Genomic DNA, 22331 nt, shown 5'->3' on the forward strand with positions numbered 1-22331 from the left:
GGACCATTTCCCCGTTCCCTGTCGCCCCGAGGTAGGTCTTCTGTGTCCCAGCACATCGCCAAGCCCCGTACCACCGCAGTGATCCTGGCCGGTGGCACCGGTCAGCGCGTGGGTCTCTCGATCCCCAAGCAGCTGCTGAAGATCGCCGGCAAGGCAGTCATCGAGCACACACTGACCACCTTCGAGAAGGCCGACTCCATCGACGACATCATCGTCCTGATGGCGCCCGGCTATGTGCCCGACATAGAGAAGATCGTGGCCAAGGCTGGATTCACCAAGGTCAAGAAGATCATCGAGGGCGGCTCCACCCGCAACGAGACCACCGAGCGCGCCATCGAGGCCCTCGGCGAGGGCCTGGCCGAGGGCGAGGACCTCAACGTCCTGTTCCACGACGCCGTCCGTCCGCTGCTCGGCCGGCGCGTGATCGACGACTGCGTGGCCGCCCTGGAGCGCTACCAGGCCGTCGACGTGGCCATCCCGTCCGCGGACACCATCATCGTCACGCGCACCCACGGCGAGGACGGCGAGTTCATCACCGAGATCCCGGACCGCTCCCGGCTGCGCCGCGGGCAGACCCCGCAGGCCTTCAAGCTGTCCACCATCAAGCGGGCCTACGAGGTCGCCGCCGGTGACCCCAACTTCCAGGCCACGGACGACTGTTCGGTCGTGCTCAAGTACCTGCCGGACGTGCCGATCCACGTCGTCGCCGGTGACGAGTACAACATGAAGGTCACCCAGCCCGTCGACGTCTTCATCGCCGACAAGCTCTTCCAGCTCGCCTCCACCGCGGCCCCCGAGCAGAACGGCGACGAGGCCTACCGCGAGCTCCTCACCGGCAAGACCTTCGTCGTCTTCGGCGGCTCCTACGGCATCGGCAAGGACATCGCCGAGCTCGCCGAGTCCTACGGCGCGAAGGTGTACGCGCTGGGCCGCTCCACCACCGGCACCCACGTCGAGAACCCGGAGGAGGTCGACGACGCGCTGTCCAAGGCGTACGGCGAGACCGGGCGCATCGACTACGTCGTCAACACCGCCGGCGTGCTGCGCATCGGCAAGCTCGCGGAGACCGACAACGCCACCATCGAGGAGGCGCTGAAGGTCAACTACCTGGCCCCGGTGCAGATCGCGCGGTCGAGCTACAAGTACCTGGCGGAGACCAAGGGCCAGCTGCTGCTGTACACCTCCAGCAGCTACACCCGCGGCCGCGCCGAGTACAGCCTGTACTCCTCGACCAAGGCCGCGATGGTCAACCTCACGCAGGCCCTGTCCGACGAATGGGCGGGTGACGGCATCCGGGTGAACTGCATCAACCCCGAGCGCACCGCCACCCCCATGCGCACCAAGGCCTTCGGCCAGGAGCCCGCGGGCACCCTGCTCTCCTCCGAGGCGGTCGCCCGCACCTCGCTCGACGTGCTGCTCTCCGAGCTGACCGGCCATGTCATCGACGTCCGCCAGCAGGACCCGACGGCCTCCGCGGGCACGGCCTCCGGTTTCGAGGCGGCGCTCGCCAGCGTCCTCGACCGCCAGGACGGCGTGGCATAATCAAGGCAAATAGACTCCCGTAATTCAGGCCTCTGTGGCTGCCCGTTCATGGTGCATTCGCAGGGGCCTGAATCCGTAAACAACCGGCATCCCTCCCAGAGCAGGTTTTCAGTGATAAGCACCGCTATTCGCGTCGCCCGGGTGGGCAGTGCGGCCGAGCTGGCCGCGGCGGTCCTCATGCTGGCGGGATTCCCCGCCATAATGGTGGCCGCGCTCATCCCGAGCGTCCCCGCCTTCGCGGCCGCGACCGCCGTCACGTACCTTGCGGACCACTATCTGCACCGCCAGGGCAGTTATCTGATCAACCGCCTCAGCAAGGTCCGCGCCGGTCTGTCGATCCGCTTCCTGATCAGAGAGCTCCTGCTGATCCTGCTGCTGGCCCGGCTCGACCTCTCGAACAACCTGATCTTCTACGGGGCCACCGCCTGCTTCATCGCGTTCTACGGCCTCCAGGCCCCGCACGGCGCGCTGGTCACCCTGATCCGCAACCGCCGCCGGCTCCCGGTCGCCACCCGCAACGTCGACCTGGCCTCCCGCATCCGCATCCCGGACGCCCCGCGGTTCGGCCTGCTGAACCGGTCCGCCGAGAAGATGCTGCACCTCGACCTCGCGGCCGTGGTCGGCATACTCGTCGCCGCCCAGCTGGACACCGCGACGCCCGGCTTCATCGGCATCGGCGTGACCATAGGGCTCGGTTCCCTGTACGTCGTCGCGCTGATGCCGTACGTGCGGGGCAAGAAGGTCCCGCCGAACGCCGACAAGGTGCTCGCCAAGGTCGACGAGTGGCTGCGCGACTACAAGCCGGAGACCGTGCTGTACTTCTCCGGCTCCAAGGACTCCGCCTACCAGGTCAACATGTGGCTGGAGACCATGGAGCAGCTGGACTCCAAGCCGCTGATCCTGCTGCGTGAGCGGGTCATCCTCCAGAACCTCGCGCCCACCACGGTCCCCGTCATCTGCGTGCCCGGAGGGGTGCACCTGATGAACATGGACCTGTCCTCGGTGCGGGTCGCCCTGTACGCGGCCAACGTCGGCAAGAACATCCACCTGCTGCGCGTGCCCACCATGAAGCACGTCTTCATCGGCCACGGCGACAGCGACAAGCTGGCGAGCGTCAACCCGTTCAGCAAGGCGTACGACGAGGTGTGGGTCGCGGGCCGGGCCGGCCGGGACCGCTACGCCATCGCCGACGTCGGCGTCCGCGACGAGGACATCGTCGAGGTGGGCCGCCCGCAGCTGGCGCCGATCCAGGACTGGCAGGGCGTGCCCGAGGGCCGTATGCCGACCGTGCTGTACGCGCCCACCTGGGAGGGCTGGGACGGCGACCCGGGCAACACCTCGCTGATGCTGGCCGGCGAGAACATCGTGAAGAAGCTGCTCAAGGCCGACCCGCCGGTCCGTGTCCTCTACAAGCCGCACCCCTTCACCGGCACGGTCCTCGCCAAGGCGGGTGCCGCGCACGACAAGGTCACCGCGCTGATCGAGAAGGCGGCGGCCGAGCGTGCCGCCGACCCCCGATTCCAGGCCGACGCGGCCGCGGTGGCCGCGGCCAAGGCCGAGCTGGCCCGGATCGAGGCCCGGCTCACGGTCCTCGTCGGCAGCGGCGGCGGTGAGAAGGGCGACGAGGCCGAGGCCACCCGTGACGGCGTGGTCGACGTGGCCAGGTACGAGGAGATCGCCCGGCTGCGCGGCGAGTGGAACGACGCCTACTGGCGCTCCTTCCCGGTGTGGGAGCACCGCGTGATCACCGGTTCCGAGCCGCGGCTGTACGACTGCTTCAACGTCTCCGACGCGATGGTTTCCGACATCTCCAGCGTGGTCTCCGACTTCATCGCGAGCGGCAAGCCGTACGCGGTCACGGACTCCGCCGGGCTCGGCGTGGAGGAGTTCAAGCGGCAGAACACCGCGGTGCGGGCCGCCACGATCCTGTCCAACAAGGCCTCCGAGCTCGGCGGGCTGCTGGACGCGGTCCGCGACCCGGCGGGCGACCCGCTGGCCGAGGACCGGGTGGAGCTCAGGCAGTACCTGCTCGGCCCCGACGAGCCCACCTCCATCGAGCAGTTCAACACCGCGGTGGCGAACCTCGCGATCAAGGCCGAGGCGCGCAACGTCGGCCAGGAGTCACGGGCGGCGGCCTCGGCCGCGGAGACCGTGGTCTGACCTCGGGTTGGTAAAGAAACGGCCCGGTTTTCGGTGGTGATCCCCGAAAACCGGGCCGTTCCTGCGTATCCCTGGGCATCGGAACAACCCACCGTGCCTAGGGGGAACAGTGTCCCTTGCCCAGCCGGACGTGACCGTGGTCGTCGGCGCGTACGAAGCCATGCCCTACCTGGTGGCCTGCCTGGACTCCGTCGAGGCGCAGACCCTCGGCCACGACCGCATCGAGGTCATCGCGGTCGACGACGGCTCGACGGACGGCACGGGGGAGTACCTGGAGGAGTTCGCCGCCCGCACGCCCCTGGACGTCATGGTGATCCGGCAGGACAACTCCGGCGGCCCCGGCGGCCCGCGCAACGTCGGTCTGGGCAAGGCCACCGGCCGGTACGTGTTCTTCCTGGACGCCGACGACCGGCTCGGCCCCGAGGCGCTGGAGCGGATGGTCGCGATGGCCGACCGCAACGGCACCGACGTCGTCCTCGGCCGGGTCGAGGGCGTCAACCGCAAGCCGCCGACCTCGATGTGGGGCCGGACGCTGGAGCGCACCGACGTCTTCTCCTCGAACATCAAGTTCACGCTGAGCGCCCAGAAGCTGTTCCGCCGCGCCTTCCTGGAACGGCACGGCATGCGCTTCGACGAGTCCCTGTGGACCGGCGAGGACGCGCTGTTCACCATGGAGGCCTATCTGCGCGCCGACGGCGTCTCCGTGATCGCCGACCACACCTGCTACTACCTGGTGGGCCGCGAGGACGGCAAGCACGTCACGAAGACCGGCAGCCACACCCTGCGCTTCGACTCCGCGCGCGCCCTGATGAACCTGATCGCCGACATGGTCCCGGCGGGCGCCCGGCGCGACGCCCTGATGGTGCGCCCCTTCCTCGTCACCCTGCTCCCGCAGTTCGGCCCGAAGTTCCTGAAGGACAGCGAGGCGGTACGGAGGGAGAAGCTGGCCCTCGCCAAGCCGCTGATGGACGCCCACTGGACGGGCGAGGTGGCCCACCGCCTCCGCGTCCACGAACGCCTGCGCCTCCAGTTCGTCGCGTCGGAACGCCCCGATCTCCTGCTGGAGGTCCTGGAGTTCATGAGGACGACGAAGACGCCGGAGCCGGTGCTGGAGAAGGGCGGCCGCCGGGTGTACTTCGCCTACCCGCACTTCCGGGACCGCGCGACGGGCCTGCCGGACTCGCTCTACCTGGCCGAGCCGCGGGAGGCCCGGGAGGTGTCGGGCTACCGGGAGGTCGGCGTCGACCAGTTGCTGCGGCGGGCGGTCCGCAAGGCACGCAGGGTCCTCATCCCGGCAGCGTGAGCCTCATCCCGGCAGCGTGAGCCTCCCGGAGGCCGACACGGTCTCCTGCTCCCGGCGCTGCCCCGGCAACCCCCGCCTGCGCGCCGCCGCCGCGAGCGCCTGTACGGCCCTGTCGAACCGTTCCTGCGCGGACGGCTCGTCCGGCCCCAGCAGCCGCCGCTTCAACTCGGCCCGCGCCGAGCGGAGTTCGTCCCGCTCCGGCTGCCGTACGGCATCCAGCAGCCCCGGCACGCCCACCGCGTCCGGCGTCAGCACGGTCGCCGCTCCCGCCGTGGGGAACGCGGCCCGGAACGCCTCCTCGCCGAGCCCGCTGGTGTTCGCCACCGCGTACGGCTTGCCGCTCGCCAGGAAGTCGCTGACCACGCTCGACACATCGCTGATCAGCAGGTCGGCCCGGTTGAAGCAGGCGTACAGCGTCGGCCGGGCGTCGGTGACGACCTGGTGCTCCCACGCGGGCAGCGAGGCCCAGTAGGCCCGCTCCCAGGCCTCGGTGGCCCGGGTGAGCGCCGTCGCGCGGCCCGGTTCCGGCGTGGACTGGAGCAGCATCCGCTCGACCGAGTCGGCGGCGGCCCGGAAGCCGGTGGTGGTGAGCCGGTCCAACTCCCGCGTACAACGGACGAGTTCGCCGTCGTCGGCGGGTCGCTGCCCGGCCCGCTCCCGGTTCGCGGCCCGGATCAGCTCACGGATCCGCCGGTCCGCCGCGCCCGCCCGCGGATCCACCGAGCCGGTCAGCGGATGCGGCTTGTACAGCAGCCGGACCCCGGGGTCCGCCAGCAGCGCCCGCACGATGTTCTCGCCCGCCGCGATCACCGAGGTGTTGCCGGGGTTGCCGTCCCAGCCCTCCCAGGTGGGCGCGTACAGCACGGTCACGGGACCGGTGGGCGGGCCCGCGTACGGCCGTACGGCGTCCAGCTGGGGGCGGCCGATCTCCACCACGTCCTTGTCCTCGACGCCGACCTCGGCCGCCGCGTACCGCTCCCGGGCGGCGGGACCGGCCACCCACACCTCGTCGTAGGCCTTCGCGTACGGGTTGCAGGAGGACAGCTTGTCGCTCTCGCCGTGGTTGACGAAGGTGTGCTTGATCGTCGGGATGCGCAGCACCTGCGAGGTCTTGCCGGAGTTCGAGGGGTGGATCAGGACCTGGAGCGTGGACTGCTCCAGGCGCAGCAGCGTGGAGACCTTGGGCAGGCAGACGATCGGGACGTCGGTCGCGGCGATCTTCTGCATCATGAACCGCTCGCGCAGGACGATCAGTGGCTTCCCGCCGGCCTTGGCGAGCGGCTCCAGCCACATGTTCGCCTGGTAGGCGGAGGAGACCCCGCCGGAGAAGTACAGGCCGACGGTCGGCCGGTACTCGGCCAGCCACGCGTCGAACCACTCCAGCACCTCCTGCTCGCCCGCCGGCCGACGGCTCGGCAGCAGTCGTACGAGAAGGTCGGCGAGGCCCATGAGGGCGAGCCCCAGGGACATCGCGATGCCGAAGGCCGCGCACCGGGGCTCACCGGTGGCCGCGGTGACCAGCAGGCCGGCGGTGGCGGGCAGGCCGTGGACCAGGAGGCGGGGGCCGGGGTGGCGCAGCAGGGCGGGCGGGGCCGGGGTGAGGCGGAGCGCCGAGGCGTCGATGTTGCGGGTGACCACCGGGAGGGTGCGGGTGCGGCGGACCAGGACGGAGACCGCCTGGACCGCGCAGTGCAGGGCGTAGAAGGCGAGCAGACCGGCCACCAGGACGGTGTACGCCGTCTCCTCGTCCTCCGGGGTCAGCCGCAGCAGGCCGAGCACCAGCAGCAGGTCGCGCAGGACGTGCCGCACGGTGATGTCGGCGTGCGACTTGGCGAACAGCGAGACCATGCCGCGCTGCCAGCGGTGCAGGACGCCCTCCACGGCCCAGGACGCGGCGGTCGCGGCGAGCAGCAGCGGGACGTGCGGACGCAGGGCGGCGACGGCCTGGGTGACGACGGCGGCTGCCAGGACGGCGGCGACGAGGACTCTCGTCGTGGTCTGCCGGCCCGGCAGCCGCACCGCGGAGCGGAGGCGGGACAGGGGTTTTCGCACGGGGGTCACTCCAGGGTCGTCGCGAGACGGACGCCTTGGTTAACGCGAGTCGAGCTACGGACGACACGCGCGTGTACGTGTGCGGGCGGGGCGGGGAGGTGGTATGCGGGCGACGGGCGGGATGCGGCGGCCAGGTCGTCCGTCCGGTTCGGGTCCGGGGACTGGACGGGCGCGCGTCACCGCGTCCCCTTCGCGTACATTGCGGGCGAGGTACCCACAGTGGCGCGAGGGGGCAGGACACAAGGTGGCAGGGGCAAGGCAGGCCGTGGGCGAGGCCCGCAGGATCGTCGTCAAGGTCGGTTCCTCGTCGCTGACCACCGCCTCCGGCGGCCTCGACGCCGACCGGGTCGACGCGCTCGTCGACGTCCTCGCCAAGAGCCGCAGCGGGGGAGAGCGCGAGATCGTCCTGGTCTCCTCCGGCGCCATCGCCGCCGGACTCGCCCCGCTGGGCCTGCGCCGCCGCCCGCGGGACCTGGCCCGGCAGCAGGCCGCCGCCAGCGTCGGCCAGGGCCTGCTCGTCGCCCGCTACACCGCCTCCTTCGCCCGCTACGGCGTCCGGGTCGGACAGGTGCTGCTGACCAGCGACGACATGAGCCGCCGCGCCCACCACCGCAACGCCTCCCGCACCCTCGACAAGCTCCTCGCGATGGGCGCCTTCCCGATCGTCAACGAGAACGACACCGTCGCCACGGACGAGATCCGCTTCGGCGACAACGACCGGCTCGCGGCCCTGGTGGCCCACCTGGTCCACGCCGACCTGCTCGTCCTCCTCTCCGACATCGACGGCGTCTACGACGGCGACCCGAGCAAGCCGGGCACCTCGCGGATAGCGGAGGTGCGCGGTCCGGAGGACCTGGCGGACGTCGAGATCGGCAGCGCGGGCAAGGCGGGCGTCGGCACCGGCGGCATGGTCACCAAGGTCGAGGCCGCCCGGATCGCCGCCGCCGCGGGCATCCCCGTGGTGCTGACCAGCGCGATCCACGCGGGCGAGGCGCTGTCCGGCGGCGACACCGGCACGTACTTCCACCCGACCGGCAAGCGTTCCGCCGACCGGCTGCTGTGGCTCCAGCACGCGTCCACCCCCCAGGGGTCGCTGACCCTGGACGACGGGGCGGTCAAGGCGGTCGTGGATCGCCGCACGTCGCTGCTGCCTGCAGGGATCGCCTCCGTCGAGGGCGAGTTCGTCGCGGGCGACCCCGTCGAACTGCGGGACGGCGCCGGGCGCGCGGTGGCCCGCGGGCTCGTGAACTTCGACGCCAAGGAGATGCCCCGGCTCATCGGCCGCTCGACGCGGGAGCTGGCGCGGGAACTGGGGCCGGCGTACGAGCGGGAGGTCGTCCACCGGGACGATCTGGTGATCCTGCACCCTTGAGGGCCACCCGGTGCCTTTCGGGGGCGGTGTGCCCGAAAACGGGGTGAACGCCCTGCCAAGGGCGTCGCCCTGAGGTGGACGTTCCGCAAAATCGCCCCGCGAGCCCTTGCGGCCTGCTCAACTTTGTCCCAGGGACACATTCCGCCCGGCCCGTGGGGTCGATCTGTGCTTGAAGGAGGCCGTCGTGAGACGAGTGCGCCCTGGGGCGGCGGCTTCCCGCGGCGGGTCCGGCAACGCCGTGGCGAAGCCGGCCGGTGAGGAGCGGACCCTGACGAGCGTCGCCGCGGGCGACCAGTTCGAGACGAAGCAGCCCGAGGACCTGCCCCGCCTGTGGCACGTCACCCTCAGCGTCTCCGGCGAGGAGGCCCCGCTGAAGGAGGTCCGGCGCGCCCTCGAACAGCTCGCCCACGACCATCCCTTCCTGCTGACCAGCCGCTACGCCAACGACCACGCGGAGATCCGGTACTGGGAGGAGGCCCGCGACCTGCACGACGCGGCCGCCGTCGCCCTGCGCCTGTGGGGCGAGCACCGCCAGACCGCGGGCCTGCCGCCCTGGGAGATCGTCGGCCTGGAGGTCATCGACCGCCAGACCTACCATCAGCGCATCGCCGAGGGGTACGGGCCGGCTCCCGCGTCGCCGGTCGGGGTGCATCCGTACTGACCACGGTGATCTCGGGTGCGCCCCGGGGCGAGTCCCCGGGCATGTCCCTTTGATCCCGTCTCGCGCTGTGGAATGCGCGGTGTTCGTCCCCGTCCGGCGCACTACCCTTTCCCTCATGACCTCGCTCTCGCCGTACGACTCCATGACCCCGGTCGTCCAGGCCGCCTACCGGGCCAAGGCCGCCGCCGCCGACCTCGCCCCGCTGCCGAGGTCCGAGAAGGACGACGCGCTGCTCGCCATCGCCGACGCGCTGGAGGTCCGTACGAGCGAGATCGTCGAGGCCAACGCGAAGGACGTCGCCAAGGCCCGCGAGGCCGGGACCAGCGAGTCGGTCGTCGACCGGCTGACGCTCACCCCGGAGCGGGTGCGCGCCATCGCCTCCGACGTCCGGGACGTCGTGGCGCTGCCCGACCCGGTCGGCGAGGTGGTCCGCGGCTCGACCCTCCCGAACGGCATCGACCTGCGCCAGGTCCGGGTCCCGCTCGGCGTGGTCGGCATCATCTACGAGGCCCGCCCGAACGTCACCGTGGACGCCGCCGCCCTGTGCCTGAAGTCCGGCAACGCCGTCCTGCTGCGCGGCTCGGCCTCCGCGTACGAGTCGAACACCGCCCTCGTCCGGGTCCTGCGGGACGCCGTGGGCGGTGCCGGACTGCCCGCCGACGCCGTCCAGCTGGTGCCCGGCCAGTCCCGGGAGAGCGTGCAGGAGCTGATGCGCGCCCGTGGCCTGGTCGACGTGCTGATCCCGCGCGGCGGCGCCTCGCTGATCCAGACCGTCGTGACGGAGTCGACCGTCCCCGTCATCGAGACCGGCACCGGCAACTGCCACGTCTACGTCGACGCCCACGCCGACATCGACATGGCGATCGACATCCTGATCAACTCCAAGGCCTCGCGGGTCAGCGTCTGCAACGCCGCCGAGACCCTCCTGGTCCACCAGGACATCGCCCCCGAGTTCCTGCCGCGGGCCCTGGACGCCCTCGCCGAGGCCGGGGTCACCGTGCACGCCGACCCGCGGGTGCTGGCCTACGCGAAGGACACCAAAGCGACCCTGGTCGAGGCCACCCTCGACGACTGGGACACCGAGTACCTCTCCTACGACATCGCCGCCGCCGTGGTCGACTCGCTGGACAAGGCCGTCGAGCACATCCGGCTGTGGACCTCCGGGCACACCGAGGCCATCGTCACCACCTCCCAGCAGGCGGCCCGCCGGTTCACCCAGCTGGTGGACTCCACGACCGTCGCGGTCAACGCCTCCACCCGCTTCACCGACGGCGGCCAGTTCGGCTTCGGGGCGGAGATCGGCATCTCCACGCAGAAGCTGCACGCGCGCGGCCCGATGGGCCTGCCGGAGCTCACCAGCACGAAGTACATCGTCACCGGGGACGGCCACATCCGCCGCTGAACCGGCTCGCCCCGGGGCGCGACCTGGGCATATGCGTCCGGCAGGCGCCCCGGGCCCTTTTTCCGTGCCGTGCCGGGGCGTCTCATCAGGCGGATGAATTTCCCTGTCGTCTGCCCAAAATGACCCCCCAGGTCTACTCTGGATCCGTGCCGGAGGACGTGGGGGGTACGCCGTTCCCTGACGGCTGGGAGCCCGACGACGACCACGACCGCGGGGTGTCGGACGAAGAGTTCGCCTCCGTGGTCTTCGACGAGGCCTTCGTACGGGCGGCCGTGGTGCACGAGCCGACCGCCGTCGAGCGCCTCCTGGCCGCCGCCAAGGCGAGAGCGGAGGCCTCCGAGGCCGAGGCCCGCCGCGCCCACCCCGGAGCCGACCGGTACGAGGACGGATACGGCCCCGGCCGTTTCGGCCATGATCCCGAGCTCGACGAGCTGGACGACACCGAGATCCTCGAAGGCCGCTACGGCGCCCCCGGCGCCTACGGCAAGCAGGTCCGCTGGCACCGCCCGGTCGCCTGGATGCTCGCCCTCGTCATGGGCATCGGCATGGTCGCGCTGGCCTTCACCGCGGTCTACCGGGGTTCCTCCTCGGGCAGCCGCGACCGGGTACCGCCCCCCGCCTCGACCGGCCTGGAACAGGGGAGCACGGTGACGCCCTCGGCGTCCGCGGACTACTCCCCGCCGGCCGTGTCCGCCGTCCCGCGCACGCCCTGAGCGATCCATTTCGGACCTGGTGAGAACCTGTCAGAAGTTGTCGTGCGGCAGGGCGTTTACCTGAGCTTCCCGAGACCTACTCTGAAGATATGGGAGCGCCAGGAGACCCGCCTGAGGGGACACCCGAGGGCGGCCCGGCAGGTGGAGAGGACGAATACCGATCCGTCGTGTTCGACGAGTCGTTCGTTCGTGCTGCCCGCCTCCAGGAGTTCTCCGCGCAGGAGCGCATGGCCGACCACGCGCCCGCCGTCCGCCGCCGCCCGCCCCTCAGGCGGGGCCTGTCCCGGCAGGTGCTGATCCTGGTCCTGCTGATCGCCGTCGCCTTCGGCACGGCGATCTACATGGGTGTACGGCACCCGTACCAGAGCTCCGCGCTCCGCCAGCCCGTCGAGCCGCTGCGGATGACCGTCATCCCGCTGGCCCCCGAGGGCCGGGTCCCGGGGCACCCCGACGCCGAGTACCTGTACGCGCACAGTCCCGCCGCGCAGTACCGCGCCGGCGCCGAGGGCATCCCGCTGCCGGCCTCCCGCCGCACCGAGCACTTCTCCGACAGCCAGGTGGTGAGCGCGCTGACCACCGCCAAGGACTACATCGTGCGGTCCTCACTGGACCCCGACGTCCTCACCGGCCACCAGGTCCGTGCCGTACGGGTCCTGCTCGACACCGACCAACTCGACCAGTTCGACCAGAGTTTCGCCCACCCGGCGGCGGACGGACGGCACGCGCCGACCGGCTGGCTGGTCCGCTTCGACCCCGCCGAGGCGCGGCTGGCCGACGCGCGGATCCGGGTGCAGGGGAGCCTCCAGGCCGCCGAGACCGACTCCTCGACGCTGGAGGTCACGGCGGACCACACGTTCGTGTACGCGCTGCGGTCCGCCGCCCCGATGACGTCGAGCGAGGTCTCGCTGTTCACCGTCCGGCGGGAGCTGCACTTCCGGTTCGACCGGGACGACCTGCGGATGCACACCGCCCAGCTGGTCGTGTCGTACGTCCAGGCCGGCCCGCTGTCCTGCGCGGAGGACTCCACGAACCAGCTGCATCCGCTGCTGGCCGGACAGACCGCGAAGGCGGGCGGACCCGCGGGGACCGATCCCTATGCGACCGGCAGTGCCACGGCCCTCTGCGGGTCGCTGGCCACCAGCGCGCAGCCGAAGGTGTGAGCCGCCTGCGTTCCGACTGCGGTCTCAGGTGTCAGCCGCCTTCGTCGTCCCGCGGGGTGTCCCTCGGGGGCTCGCCGTTCCTCGGGGTCTCACCGTCCCGCGGGGACGAACTCGCGAAACCGCCGAAGCCCCTGCGCACCCTGCCGCCCAGGTCGCCCGCCCCGCCCGCGATGTCGTTGACCAGCTTCATCAGCGGGTCCTTGGAGCTCTTCACATTGCTCGCGTAGCTCGCCGCCGACTCACGGAAGCTGTCGGAGACCGAGGTGTCCTTGTCCTCGGAGCGGCGCGGGTAGTGGCCGTCCATGATCCGCTGGTAGTCGCGGGACTCCGACCACTTCTTCAGCTCGGCGGCCCGGATCGTGGTGAAGGGGTGGGTGCGCGGCAGGACGTTGAGGATCTTCAAAACCGAGTCGCGCAGGTCGCCGCCCGCCTCGTACTCCTCGGCCTGCTTCAGGAACGCGTCCACGTTCATCTCGTGCAGGTGGTGGCCGCCGGCCAGCTTCATCAGGCCGCGCATCGAGGCCCGCAGGTCCTGGCCGACCAGCAGGCCCGCGCGGTCCGCCGACAGCTCCGACTTGCGGAACCACTCCCGCAGCGCGGTCACGATCGCCATGATCGCGAGGTTGCCCAGCGGGATCCACGCCACCCTGAGGGCGAGACTGGTCAGGAACAGCAGGATGGTCCGGTAGACCGAGTGACCGGAGAGGGCGTGGCCCACCTCGTGGCCGACGACGGCCCGCATCTCCTCCTCGTCGAGGAGGTCGACCAGGCCCGTGGTGACCACGATGATCGGCTCGTCCAGGCCGATGCACATCGCGTTGGGCTGCGGGTCCTGGGTGACGTACATCGGCGGGACCTTCTCGAGGTCCAGGATGTAACAGGCGTCCCGCAGCATGTCGTTGAGGTACGCGAACTGCTGGTCGGAGACGCGCACCGAGTCGGACAGGAACAGCAGCCGCAGGCTCCGCTCGGGGAGCAGACCGCTGAGCGCCTTGAACACCGTGTCGAAACCGCTCAGCTTGCGCAGCGCCACCAGGGCGGAGCGGTCGGCGGGGTGCTCGTAGGCGCGCGAGGAGATGCCCGGGAAGCGCCGGCGCTGCCTGCTCGGTACGTGCTCGTGCCCGTTGTTCTGATGGCCGTCGTCGGACATGTCTTCCCCCACATGCGTCTTTGGCGGTGCCGTCTGTGGCCGTGCCCCTTCGACCGCGGTGATCCTTTGCGGACCCTTGTGCGGCCCTTTGCGCCCCCGAAGCAGAGCCCAGCCTAGGCGGAGATAGCGTGGACGGGCAGTACAGCGAAGGAGTCCACGTCATGGAGCACACCCGGGCCGCCTGGCTCACCGAGGCCGCAGGCGCCGCCGAGCAGCAAGGGGCCGGAAATCTGCTCCGGATCGTACTGGTCGTGATGTTCGTGGGCTGTGCGTTCACCGCGTGGTTCCTGCTGCGGGGGTACAAGCGGAAGGACGAGTGAGCGGGGGCGAAGGTTCCCGGCCCTCTCCCGGACCTTCCCGGGGGCCCCGACGACGGCCCCCAATGGTGGAGTCGGGGTGATCGCCCTCACCGGGCCCGCTTACCATGGGCCGACGTCGTTGTCCCGTCCCTCCTCCATCGGATAGGTCTGCCGAAGATGAGCTTCCACAGCACCGCTGCCCAGTTGGTCACCCTCGCCGCAGAGGGCGAGGAGCACGGCGGCAACCACGAGAGCCTCGACCCCCTGGTGACCGGCGGCGCCGCCTTCATCATCCTGCTGCTCCTGCTGTGGATCACCACCCGTTTCAACCGCGACCGCTGAGGCACCGGGTGCCCGTCGCGGGGCACTCCGGGCCCGTGCCGTCCGGGCCCCTCAGGTCGGGCCGGTAGGGTCTGCACGCATGGGAGAGCAGGACATGCCTACCGGCCCGGGCGACCACGGCCCCTCGAACCCCGGCAAGCGCCGCCTCGGCGTCATGGGCGGAACGTTCGACCCGATCCACCACGGACACCTCGTGGCGGCCAGCGAGGTCGCCGCGCAGTTCCACCTGGACGAGGTCGTGTTCGTACCGACCGGCCAGCCGTGGCAGAAGACGCACCGCAGGGTGTCCGCGGCCGAGGACCGCTATCTGATGACGGTCATCGCGACCGCCGAGAACCCCCAGTTCTCGGTCAGCCGGATCGACATCGACCGCGGCGGTCCCACCTACACCACGGACACGCTGCGCGACCTGAAGTCCCTCAACGCCGACACCGACCTCTTCTTCATCACCGGCGCCGACGCCCTGGGCCAGATCCTCACCTGGCGGGACGTGGAGGAACTGTTCTCCCTCGCGCACTTCATCGGAGTCACCCGGCCCGGCCACACCCTGGCCGACCCCGGGCTGCCCGAGGGCGGGGTCTCGCTCGTCGAGGTCCCGGCCCTGGCGATCTCCTCCACCGACTGCCGGGCGAGAGTCGCCAAGGGCGACCCCGTCTGGTACCTGGTGCCGGACGGCGTCGTGCGTTATATCGACAAGCGCGAGCTGTACCGCGGCGAGTGAGCCGAGAGGGGCACCGGTGAACGACCGATACGACGCGGGTTACGGCGGCGATCACGAGAACCAGTACGAACTCGTCGGCTACGACGAGTACGGCCGGCCGGTGTACCAGCAGGTCCCGCCGCAGCAACAGGCTCCGCGCCAGCAGCCCCAGCACCCTCAGCAGCAGTACGACCCGTACGCACAGCAGGGCTACGGCTACGACCCGTACGCCACGGGCACCGGGAACCAGGTCCCGCCGTACGACCCCTACGCCGCCGGTGACACCGGTCAGCAGGCGCCGACCCCGCCCTACGACCCGTACGGCGACGGGAGCGGGGCCGGACAGGGCACCGGTCCGGGGACGGCGTACGACCCCTACGGACAGGCCGCCACGAGCGGGCGGCAGCAGCGGGTCACCGAGCAGACGGCCTACATCCCCCAGCAGGGCGGACCCACCGGCGACGCGCCGCAGACCCCGCCGACCGGCCGGGGCTACGGCAGCGGGCAGGACACGGGAACCCGTCCCGGACACGGCGACGGCGCACAGGCCGGTGGCCGTCCCGCTGCGGGCGCCGGTGACGACGACGAACGGCAGTACCACACCGCCCAGTTCGCCTTCGTGGAGGAGCCCGACGGGGACTCCGAGGACGTCATCGACTGGCTCAACTTCACCGAGAACCGCACCGAGCGCCGCGAGGAGGCCAAGCGCCGCGCCCGCAGCCGGCTCGTCGCCCTGGTCGTCGTCCTCGCCCTCGTCGCGGTCGGCGGTGTCGGCTGGCTCTGGTACGCCGGGAAGCTGCCCGGCCTGTCGGACCCGGAGAGCAAGAAGGGCACCTCGATCGCGGCGAGCGCCCAGAACCGTGACGTGATCGTCGTCCACCTGCACAACACCGGGAAGGGCGGCACCTCCACCGCACTGCTCGTCGACAACACCACCACCGACCGGGGCACCACCGTCCTGATCCCCAACTCCCTCACCCTCACGGCCGACGACGGCACCACGACCACCCTGGCCAAGTCCGTCGACGACGACGGCTCCTCCGGGACCCTCGACGCCCTCGACACCGTGCTCGGCACCGACATCGAGGGCACCTGGCGCCTGGACACCCCCTACCTCCAGAACCTCGTCGACCTCGTCGGCAACATCGACATCGACACCGACACCGCCGTGCCCGACCCGGCCGCCAAGAAGAAGGGCCAGGCGCCCCTGGTGAGCAAGGGGAAGGACCAGACCCTCAGCGGCAAGATGGCCGTCGCCTACGCCACCTACCGCGCTCCCGGCGAGTCCCAGGACGCTCAGCTGGAGCGCTTCGGGCAGGTCATGCAGGGCGTGCTGCGCAAGCTGTCCTCCGACCCGACGGCCGCGACCACCACCGTGCAGACCCTGGCCCAGATCCTCGACCCGTCCCTGACCGACAAGGACCTCGGCACCTTCCTCGCCAAGCTCGCCGACCTCGCCAAGGGCGGCGACTACCGGACCACGCTGCTGCCCGTCCAGCAGGACGGCACCCTGAGCGCGGCGGCCAGTGCGAGCGTGGTCAAGGACGTCCTCGGCGGCAAGGCGAAGAGCCCCGACAAGGACGCGGCCGTGAGCGTCTCCGTCCAGAACGCCACCGGCACCAAGGACAACACCGAGAAGGCCCGGGTCGTCCTCCTCAACGGCGGCTTCACCTTCCTCGACGGCGGCACGCCCTCCGGTACGCAGACCACCTCCAAGGTCGTCTACGCCGACGCGGGCGACAAGGCCAACGCCGCCGAGGTCGCCAAGACCCTCGGCCTGCCCGCAGGCGCCGTGACCAAGGGCACGGTCTCCTCCAGCGCGGACGTGGCCGTGATCCTCGGCCGGGACTACAAGCCGTCCTCGGGGTCCTAGCGGGACAATCACGTGGGGTGCCGTCGGCGGTCCGTGAGACCCTTGAGGTCAAGTGACCGCCGACCGAAAGCCTTGTAGTGACCGCGACTGACCGTTCCCTCGAGCTCGTCCACACCGCCGCGCAGGCGGCCGCCGACAAGCTCGCCCATGATGTGATCGCCTACGACGTCAGCGACGTCCTCTCGATCACCGACGCCTTCCTGCTGGCGTCCGCGCCCAACGACCGCCAGGTCAAGTCCATCGTCGACGAGATCGAGGAGCGGCTCTCCAAGGAGCTCGGCGCCAAGCCGGTGCGCCGTGAGGGCGACCGCGAGGCCCGCTGGGTCCTCCTCGACTACGTGGACATCGTGGTCCACGTCCAGCACAGCGAGGAGCGGGTCTTCTACGCCCTGGAGCGGCTCTGGAAGGACTGCCCCGAGCTGGAGCTGCCCGCCGACGCCAAGGCGACCCGCGGCAAGGGCGAGGAGCACGCCAAGCTCCGGGCCGAGGAGGACGACGCCGAGTTCGGGGAGCAGCGGTGACCGCTGCCGACGGCCGCAGGGGCCGGGGCCGCCGCGTCATCCTGTGGCGGCACGGCCAGACCTCCTGGAACGTGGAGCGCCGCTTCCAGGGCAGCACCGACGTCGCCCTCACCGAGACCGGCGTCGGCCAGGCCCGCCGTGCCGCCCGGCTGCTCGCCTCGCTCCAGCCCGACGCGATCGTCGCCTCCGACCTCCAGCGGGCCGCGAACACGGCCGCCGAGCTCGCCGCGCTCACCGGCCTGGAGGTGGCCCACGACGAGGGGCTGCGCGAGACCTACGCGGGCGTCTGGCAGGGGCTCACGCACGAGGAGATCATCGCCCGGCACGGCGAGGAGTACACCGCGTGGAAGCGCGGTGAGCCGGTCCGCCGCGGCGGCGGCGAACTGGAGACCGAGGTCGCCGACCGCGCCGCTCCCGTGGTGCTCCGGCACGCCGACAAGCTTCCCGAGAACGGCACCCTCGTGGTGGTCAGCCACGGCGGCACGATCCGCACCACCATCGGACGGCTGCTCGGTCTGGAGCCCCGGCACTGGGAGAGCCTCGGCGGCCTCTCCAACTGCTGCTGGTCCGTCCTCGGCGAGGGCGCGCGCGGCTGGCGCCTGCTGGAGCACAACGCCGGCACCCTTCCGGAGCCGGTGCTCGGGGACGACGACTGAGCGGCGGTGGAACCGGCGCCCACCAGGCACGGACCCGGATTTCACTTTCCGGCAGGTCGCAGGCTAGAGTTCTTCTTGTTCGCCCGCCGAGCGGGAAGAACGCAAGGGGCTATAGCTCAGTTGGTAGAGCGCCTGCATGGCATGCAGGAGGTCAGGAGTTCAATTCTCCTTAGCTCCACAGATCGACACTCGGTCGAGTGGTCAAAGATCGTGACGAGGATCCCGTCTCCTTCCGGAGGCGGGATTTTCTGTTGCTCTGTCCTGCTTGATCCTCTTCGGCGGTCACGCGTCACGGCGGCGCGGCGCGTGATCACCGGGCGCAGTGCGTGCTTCAGAACACTCTTCTTCGACCGACTTGAGTCACTCGGCCCCTCCGAGGCGTATACCTCTGCGAAGGCGCTGTTGGCGTGCAAGTTCGCGCCGGCCGGGACCCGTGGCGACGGGTCCCGTGTCCGGACTGGTACTCAGGCGTCGCTGACCGTATTGGTCCGGCCGTGGCAGAATCAAACGGCCGGAAGGGGGCGCGGCCCGACGGGAGGGAGTAGTGATGCCTGCGAGCATCCTCGTGGAGGTCGGCCACCTCCACGAAGCGGCGTCGACAAGGGACACGACGGTCCGCCTCATCTGCCCTTCCTGCGGTTCCGTCCACGTGGCGCAAGTACTCGGCGACAACGGCGGGGTCTCCTACGTGTGCACGGCCTGCGGCCACAGCTGGAGCTGATCGATGGGTGCACACAGGCGAAAGTGCGACTGGTGCGGCAGCGGGACACCGATCGTGCGCGACATGGAGCCGCTCAATCCCGACTACCAGTACTGGTGCGAGGAATGCGCGCGGGCGCTGATCATAAAAGGCGACCCGATCGAGACGTACCGCGAACTGGAGGGCGAGCCGATCTACGGCCGCCTCCTCGAGGAACACTGCACGCTCAAACGGTTCTACTCGTTCGTCACCGCATGAGCGTCACTGCCTGAGCCGGGAAACGATTTGGTGTTCCACCCCGGAGACCGTGTAATGTTGGCTCCGCCGCCGGGGAAACCGGGCGGAACACCAAGCAAGGGGCTATAGCTCAGTTGGTAGAGCGCCTGCATGGCATGCAGGAGGTCAGGAGTTCAATTCTCCTTAGCTCCACAGCAAAGATCCCGCCGGATCATCTCGATCCGGCGGGATCTTCTTGTTTCCAGGGCCAGTTACGCCGTTGCGGGGCCAGTCACGACGAAGGGGCCGCCCGAATCCCGGGCGGCCCCTTCGTGACGTCGGCTCAGCGGCCCAGCGCTCGCCGCCCACGGCCCTGGGAGAGGACCGGGAGGTTGCGGGCGGGGCCCTTGTCGCGCGGCGACTCCTCCTCCAGGCGCAGGGCCAGCGCGGGGCAGCGGCGCACCGCACGCAGCGCCTTCGCCTCGGCGTAGCGCGGCACTTGCGCCTGCGCGACGGTCGGGAAGCCGTCGGCGCCGAGTTCGAAGACCTCGGGGAGGATGTCGGCGCACAGGCCGTGGCCCCGGCACAGCGTCCAGTCGACGTAGATCTTCTGACGGCTGGGGCCGTTCTCCTCGGCCTCGCCGCCGCCCGGGATGCCCGTCGGCATCTTGCCGCCCTCGAAGAGCGGCAGAACGCCCTCCACGGGCCGTCCGCAGCCGTTGCCGAGGACATGGGCAGCCAGGTCGTCCGTGAACGCCTTGATGGTCGACTCCAGGAACATTGCGGAGCCGTCCGGGTGCGAGCACGCGCCGCGCCGCTTCACGTTCTTGGCGACCTGCTTGAGCGCCTCCAGGGCGGCCGGACCGCCGCCGTTGAGGATGTCCTCCATGCCGCGCGCGGCGGCCGGCAGACCCAGGTAGCAGGGCCCGCACTGGCCCGCGCTCTCCTCGGCCAGCCACTGCGCCACCCGCAGCGACTCGCCCAGCGGGCAGGTCTCCTGAGTGATCGGCAGGATCGCGCCGGCGCCGAGCGCGCCGCCCACGGCGTCCAGGGAGTTGCGGGAGACGATCGCCTCGTTGACGGTCGCCGCGTCGATCCACTTGCCGTGGTAGCCACCGGTCAGCACGCCCTGGGGGACCGGCGGGGCGCCGGCCAACTGGAGGACGTAGCGCAGCGGTACGCCTGTCGGGACCTCGATCACCATGGGGCGCGCGACGGCACCGGAGACCGTGAGCATGACGGTGCCCGGCTCGTCGTACAGACCGGTGTTGCCGTACCGCTCCGGACCGATGCGCGCGGCGATCGCCAGCTGCGCGAAGGTCTCCGCGTTGGACAGCAGGGTCGGTGCGCCGCCGACGCCGTTCTGCGAGGCGCTGACCTTGCGGCCGGGCGGGATGGCCGGGCCGCCGTCGATGGAACGGATCAGCGAGGCCGCCGCTCCCGTGACCATACGGACGGGATTGCGCTGCACGCGCGCGCGGAGGGCCGATCGCCGGCCGTTGCTGAGGCCGCGCTCGGCGAGGGCGGCCTCCATGGAGCGCTGGGTCGACTCCCGGGTGACCCCGATCACGAGGGTCCTGGCTCCCAGCGCCTCGGCGGCCAGGAGCGCGCCGTCCAGGATGAGGTGGGGGGCACGGTTGATGAGGACCGTGTCCTTGCGGCAGGCCGGTTCGTCCTCGCTGCCGTTGACGACGACGACCGGCCGGATGCCGCGCTTGATCGCCGCTTCGGCGACCGAGCGCAGCTTCTTGTGGAAGGGGAAGCCGGCACCGCCGCGCCCCTTCAGGTTGATGGCCTCGGAGAGCTTCGCGAGCTGCTCCCCGCCCATGGGTTCGAGCGGCCCGTGCACCTTCAGGTGCATGGGCAGGTCAAGTCGTTCGACAAGGTCGAAGCCCGACGTGAGCTGGGGAAGCCCGACCACGCGGACTTCCGGGACGTCGGGCAGGGCCTCGTTCACCTATAGCCTCCGGAAGGCGTGTTCCAAGGTTCGCCCGAGCCCGGCGAGTCGTAGGACTGGCCGGACGTCTGATCTGTGGCGGGACCGCTGTTGTACGTGTCGTTCGGGTTGTACGCGCCATACATGGTGTTTGACTCACCGGTGTCGCGTACATCACCCGTCAAATAGCTGGCCGTGCCCGAATTGCCGCCATAGGTGGGGATGTTGTACCCCGTGTCCTGGAGCGGGTCGTAGGCGGACGGGGGTGCCTCGCCGACCGGCGGCGGGGAGGGGATCGGCCAGTTGCCCGAGGTGCTGCCGATGCCTTCCGCGCGCGCGATGGGCTCGGTGGCGGCCTGCATGTCCATGGGCATGTCCATGCGCGCGGTCTGGCCGGTGTCGTAGGGCTGCTGCCCGCCCGGGGACATGGCGCGGTAGGCGGCGGCGAAGCCGCTGCCCGCGGGCTCGGGGGCCGGGGTCTGGTAGATGGGGTTGGAGCCGGTCTGCGACAGGCCCTCGTAGCCGGGCAGGGCGGACTCCGAGCGCCGGCCGCCGGACTCGGCGCCCCTGCGGCCCTCGCCGCGGCTCTCGCGGCCCGGCGCGGCCGTCTCCGCGGCCCGCCTGGCCCGCGAGGCCTCCAGTTCCTCGGCGCGGCCCCCGCGCTCCTCGGCGCCGAGGAGCACGGCGACCCGGTCGGTGATCCTGCGCTTGAAGGGGCGCGGGGCCGCGCGCAGGGCGAGCGCCACGATGACGCCGAGCACGCAGAGCGCGTACAGGTAGGTGAAGATCGGGGCCTTCACCGCGCGACCCGCGTAGAGCCCGTGGACCAGGCCGGCGCACCAGGCGGGGTAGGCCAGCATGTGCATCGCCCGCCAGCGGGCCGCTACCGGGGCCGGGGAGGCGAACCGGTTGCGCAGCGCACCGGTGATGCCCACGAAGATCATGAGCTGGCCGGCCAGGGTGCCGAGTCCTATGAGGCCGCCGCTGCTGCTGAAGCCGAGGCCGAACGGGATGAACGCGGCGATCCACGTGGTGTGTTCGAGGGTGAGTTTGATCCCGATGTGCAGCAGGAGGAACGCGATCGAGCCCACGGCGGTGATCCGGTGCACGCCCTGGGCGACGATCCGCTGCCGGGTGTTGAGGATCAGCCGGTCCTGTGCGACGAGTCCCCAGATCACGGAACAGGTCAGGAGGACGAGCGTCACCACGCCCGCTCCGAAGTTGAGGAAGTCCTGGAGCCAGACACCTCCGTACACCACGACCAGAGGGATGGCCAGCAGGAAGACGGCCGTCGCCACCCCATAGGCCGACCGGCCCGTCCTGGGGAGCGTGCTGTTGCTACTACGAGGGTTCATGGGGGCAACTCCGAGCGGTTCGGGAAGGCGGTCCCGCTGCCGCACTCTAAGTGGCGCCATACCGATGGGTACGGCGTTTGAGTTATTGCGTTGTTATCAAACGGTCGTGGGGCCGTTGTGATGCCCCTTAGCGGCTGTTACGCGAAGTAACCTCTGGCCTTGCTCCAGTTCCTCTCGGGTGGATACGGTGCGGCTCGACTGCGGCGGCGAGTGCGGCA

20 protein-coding genes and 2 tRNA genes are annotated in these 22331 nt (G+C 70.8%); 18 read left to right on the forward strand and 4 right to left on the reverse strand.

From position 1 onward, the window contains the following. Nucleotides 1-42 precede the first annotated feature (42 nt). The 3 genes from AQJ54_RS07935 (at nucleotide 43) to AQJ54_RS07945 (ending at nucleotide 5005) form a co-directional block, all read left to right on the forward strand. Entirely contained in the window at nucleotides 43-1542 is a 1500-nt protein-coding gene (locus AQJ54_RS07935; RefSeq protein WP_062027637.1) for a bifunctional cytidylyltransferase/SDR family oxidoreductase, read from the forward strand. 111 nt (nucleotides 1543-1653) lie between these two features. After that, the gene (locus AQJ54_RS07940; RefSeq protein ID WP_243659735.1) at nucleotides 1654-3702 is read left to right on the forward strand and encodes a CDP-glycerol glycerophosphotransferase family protein; all 2049 of its coding nucleotides are present in this window, start codon (nucleotides 1654-1656) and stop codon (nucleotides 3700-3702) included. Nucleotides 3703-3811: 109 nt separating this feature from the next. Then, nucleotides 3812-5005, forward strand: coding sequence for a glycosyltransferase family 2 protein (locus AQJ54_RS07945; RefSeq protein ID WP_062027641.1), 1194 nt, complete (start codon nucleotides 3812-3814; stop codon nucleotides 5003-5005). Between the two features lie 3 nt (nucleotides 5006-5008). Here AQJ54_RS07945 and AQJ54_RS07950 read toward each other — a convergent pair whose 3' ends face one another. Next, nucleotides 5009-7045: a hypothetical protein gene (locus AQJ54_RS07950; RefSeq protein ID WP_062237022.1), complete on the reverse strand. Its 2037-nt coding sequence runs from the start codon at nucleotides 7043-7045 to the stop codon at nucleotides 5009-5011. 277 nt (nucleotides 7046-7322) lie between these two features. On the opposite strand from AQJ54_RS07950, the gene proB reads away from it, so the two are divergent. The 5 genes from proB to AQJ54_RS07975 all read left to right on the forward strand — a co-directional run bounded on the left by proB (nucleotide 7323) and on the right by AQJ54_RS07975 (nucleotide 12365). Then, entirely contained in the window at nucleotides 7323-8429 is a 1107-nt protein-coding gene (gene proB / locus AQJ54_RS07955) for a glutamate 5-kinase (protein ID WP_062235445.1), read from the forward strand. Nucleotides 8430-8622: 193 nt separating this feature from the next. After that, the gene (locus tag AQJ54_RS07960; protein ID WP_062235448.1) at nucleotides 8623-9090 is read left to right on the forward strand and encodes a hypothetical protein; all 468 of its coding nucleotides are present in this window, start codon (nucleotides 8623-8625) and stop codon (nucleotides 9088-9090) included. A 115-nt stretch (nucleotides 9091-9205) separates the two neighbouring features. Next, on the forward strand, nucleotides 9206-10492 hold the full coding sequence (locus AQJ54_RS07965; RefSeq protein WP_062028060.1) for a glutamate-5-semialdehyde dehydrogenase: 1287 nt from the start codon (nucleotides 9206-9208) through the stop codon (nucleotides 10490-10492). 146 nt (nucleotides 10493-10638) lie between these two features. After that, nucleotides 10639-11205: an SCO2584 family spore wall biosynthesis protein gene (locus AQJ54_RS07970; RefSeq protein ID WP_391213535.1), complete on the forward strand. Its 567-nt coding sequence runs from the start codon at nucleotides 10639-10641 to the stop codon at nucleotides 11203-11205. Nucleotides 11206-11294: 89 nt separating this feature from the next. Next, entirely contained in the window at nucleotides 11295-12365 is a 1071-nt protein-coding gene (locus AQJ54_RS07975) for an SCO2583 family membrane protein (RefSeq protein WP_062235450.1), read from the forward strand. Between the two features lie 31 nt (nucleotides 12366-12396). On the opposite strand, the gene AQJ54_RS07980 is transcribed toward AQJ54_RS07975, so the two are convergent. Beyond that, nucleotides 12397-13515 carry a M48 family metallopeptidase gene (locus AQJ54_RS07980; RefSeq protein ID WP_062027649.1) on the reverse strand — a complete coding sequence of 373 codons (1119 nt, stop codon included), beginning with the start codon at nucleotides 13513-13515 and terminating at the stop codon, nucleotides 12397-12399. Between the two features lie 161 nt (nucleotides 13516-13676). Between AQJ54_RS07980 and AQJ54_RS46030 the strand changes: the two genes are divergently transcribed. The 10 genes from AQJ54_RS46030 (at nucleotide 13677) to AQJ54_RS08015 (ending at nucleotide 19035) form a co-directional block, all read left to right on the forward strand. Continuing rightward, nucleotides 13677-13835: a hypothetical protein gene (locus tag AQJ54_RS46030; RefSeq protein WP_162952103.1), complete on the forward strand. Its 159-nt coding sequence runs from the start codon at nucleotides 13677-13679 to the stop codon at nucleotides 13833-13835. A 156-nt stretch (nucleotides 13836-13991) separates the two neighbouring features. Continuing rightward, nucleotides 13992-14156, forward strand: coding sequence for a hypothetical protein (locus tag AQJ54_RS46035; protein WP_020136208.1), 165 nt, complete (start codon nucleotides 13992-13994; stop codon nucleotides 14154-14156). A gap of 79 nt (nucleotides 14157-14235) precedes the next feature. Continuing rightward, nucleotides 14236-14877 carry a nicotinate-nucleotide adenylyltransferase gene (gene nadD, locus AQJ54_RS07985; protein ID WP_028809384.1) on the forward strand — a complete coding sequence of 214 codons (642 nt, stop codon included), beginning with the start codon at nucleotides 14236-14238 and terminating at the stop codon, nucleotides 14875-14877. A 16-nt stretch (nucleotides 14878-14893) separates the two neighbouring features. Continuing rightward, nucleotides 14894-16729, forward strand: a complete 1836-nt coding sequence (locus AQJ54_RS07990; RefSeq protein WP_062235453.1) for an LCP family protein — start codon at nucleotides 14894-14896, stop codon at nucleotides 16727-16729. 77 nt (nucleotides 16730-16806) lie between these two features. Beyond that, on the forward strand, nucleotides 16807-17250 hold the full coding sequence (gene rsfS / locus AQJ54_RS07995; RefSeq protein ID WP_020136211.1) for a ribosome silencing factor: 444 nt from the start codon (nucleotides 16807-16809) through the stop codon (nucleotides 17248-17250). Then, a complete protein-coding gene (locus tag AQJ54_RS08000; protein WP_062027653.1) occupies nucleotides 17247-17906 on the forward strand; it encodes a histidine phosphatase family protein in 660 nt (219 codons plus the stop codon). Before rsfS ends, AQJ54_RS08000 begins: the two co-directional genes overlap by 4 nt. Nucleotides 17907-18011: 105 nt before the next feature. Further along, nucleotides 18012-18084, forward strand: a tRNA-Ala gene (locus AQJ54_RS08005). Nucleotides 18085-18453: 369 nt separating this feature from the next. Then, complete coding sequence (locus tag AQJ54_RS44865; protein WP_020136213.1) at nucleotides 18454-18627, forward strand: hypothetical protein; 174 nt, start codon at nucleotides 18454-18456, stop codon at nucleotides 18625-18627. Nucleotides 18628-18630: 3 nt separating this feature from the next. Further along, on the forward strand, nucleotides 18631-18864 hold the full coding sequence (locus tag AQJ54_RS08010) for a hypothetical protein (protein ID WP_019523121.1): 234 nt from the start codon (nucleotides 18631-18633) through the stop codon (nucleotides 18862-18864). Between the two features lie 98 nt (nucleotides 18865-18962). Then, a tRNA-Ala gene (locus AQJ54_RS08015) sits at nucleotides 18963-19035 on the forward strand. A 130-nt stretch (nucleotides 19036-19165) separates the two neighbouring features. On the opposite strand, the gene AQJ54_RS08020 is transcribed toward AQJ54_RS08015, so the two are convergent. Both AQJ54_RS08020 and AQJ54_RS08025 read right to left on the reverse strand, forming a co-directional pair. Beyond that, entirely contained in the window at nucleotides 19166-20779 is a 1614-nt protein-coding gene (locus tag AQJ54_RS08020; RefSeq protein WP_030314664.1) for an NADH-quinone oxidoreductase subunit NuoF family protein, read from the reverse strand. Beyond that, complete coding sequence (locus AQJ54_RS08025) at nucleotides 20776-22113, reverse strand: ferric reductase-like transmembrane domain-containing protein (protein ID WP_243659736.1); 1338 nt, start codon at nucleotides 22111-22113, stop codon at nucleotides 20776-20778. Before AQJ54_RS08025 ends, AQJ54_RS08020 begins: the two co-directional genes overlap by 4 nt. Nucleotides 22114-22331 lie beyond the last annotated feature (218 nt).

This window comes from Streptomyces griseorubiginosus (assembly GCF_001514195.1).
GTDB classification, from domain to species: Bacteria; Actinomycetota; Actinomycetes; order Streptomycetales; family Streptomycetaceae; genus Streptomyces; species Streptomyces griseorubiginosus.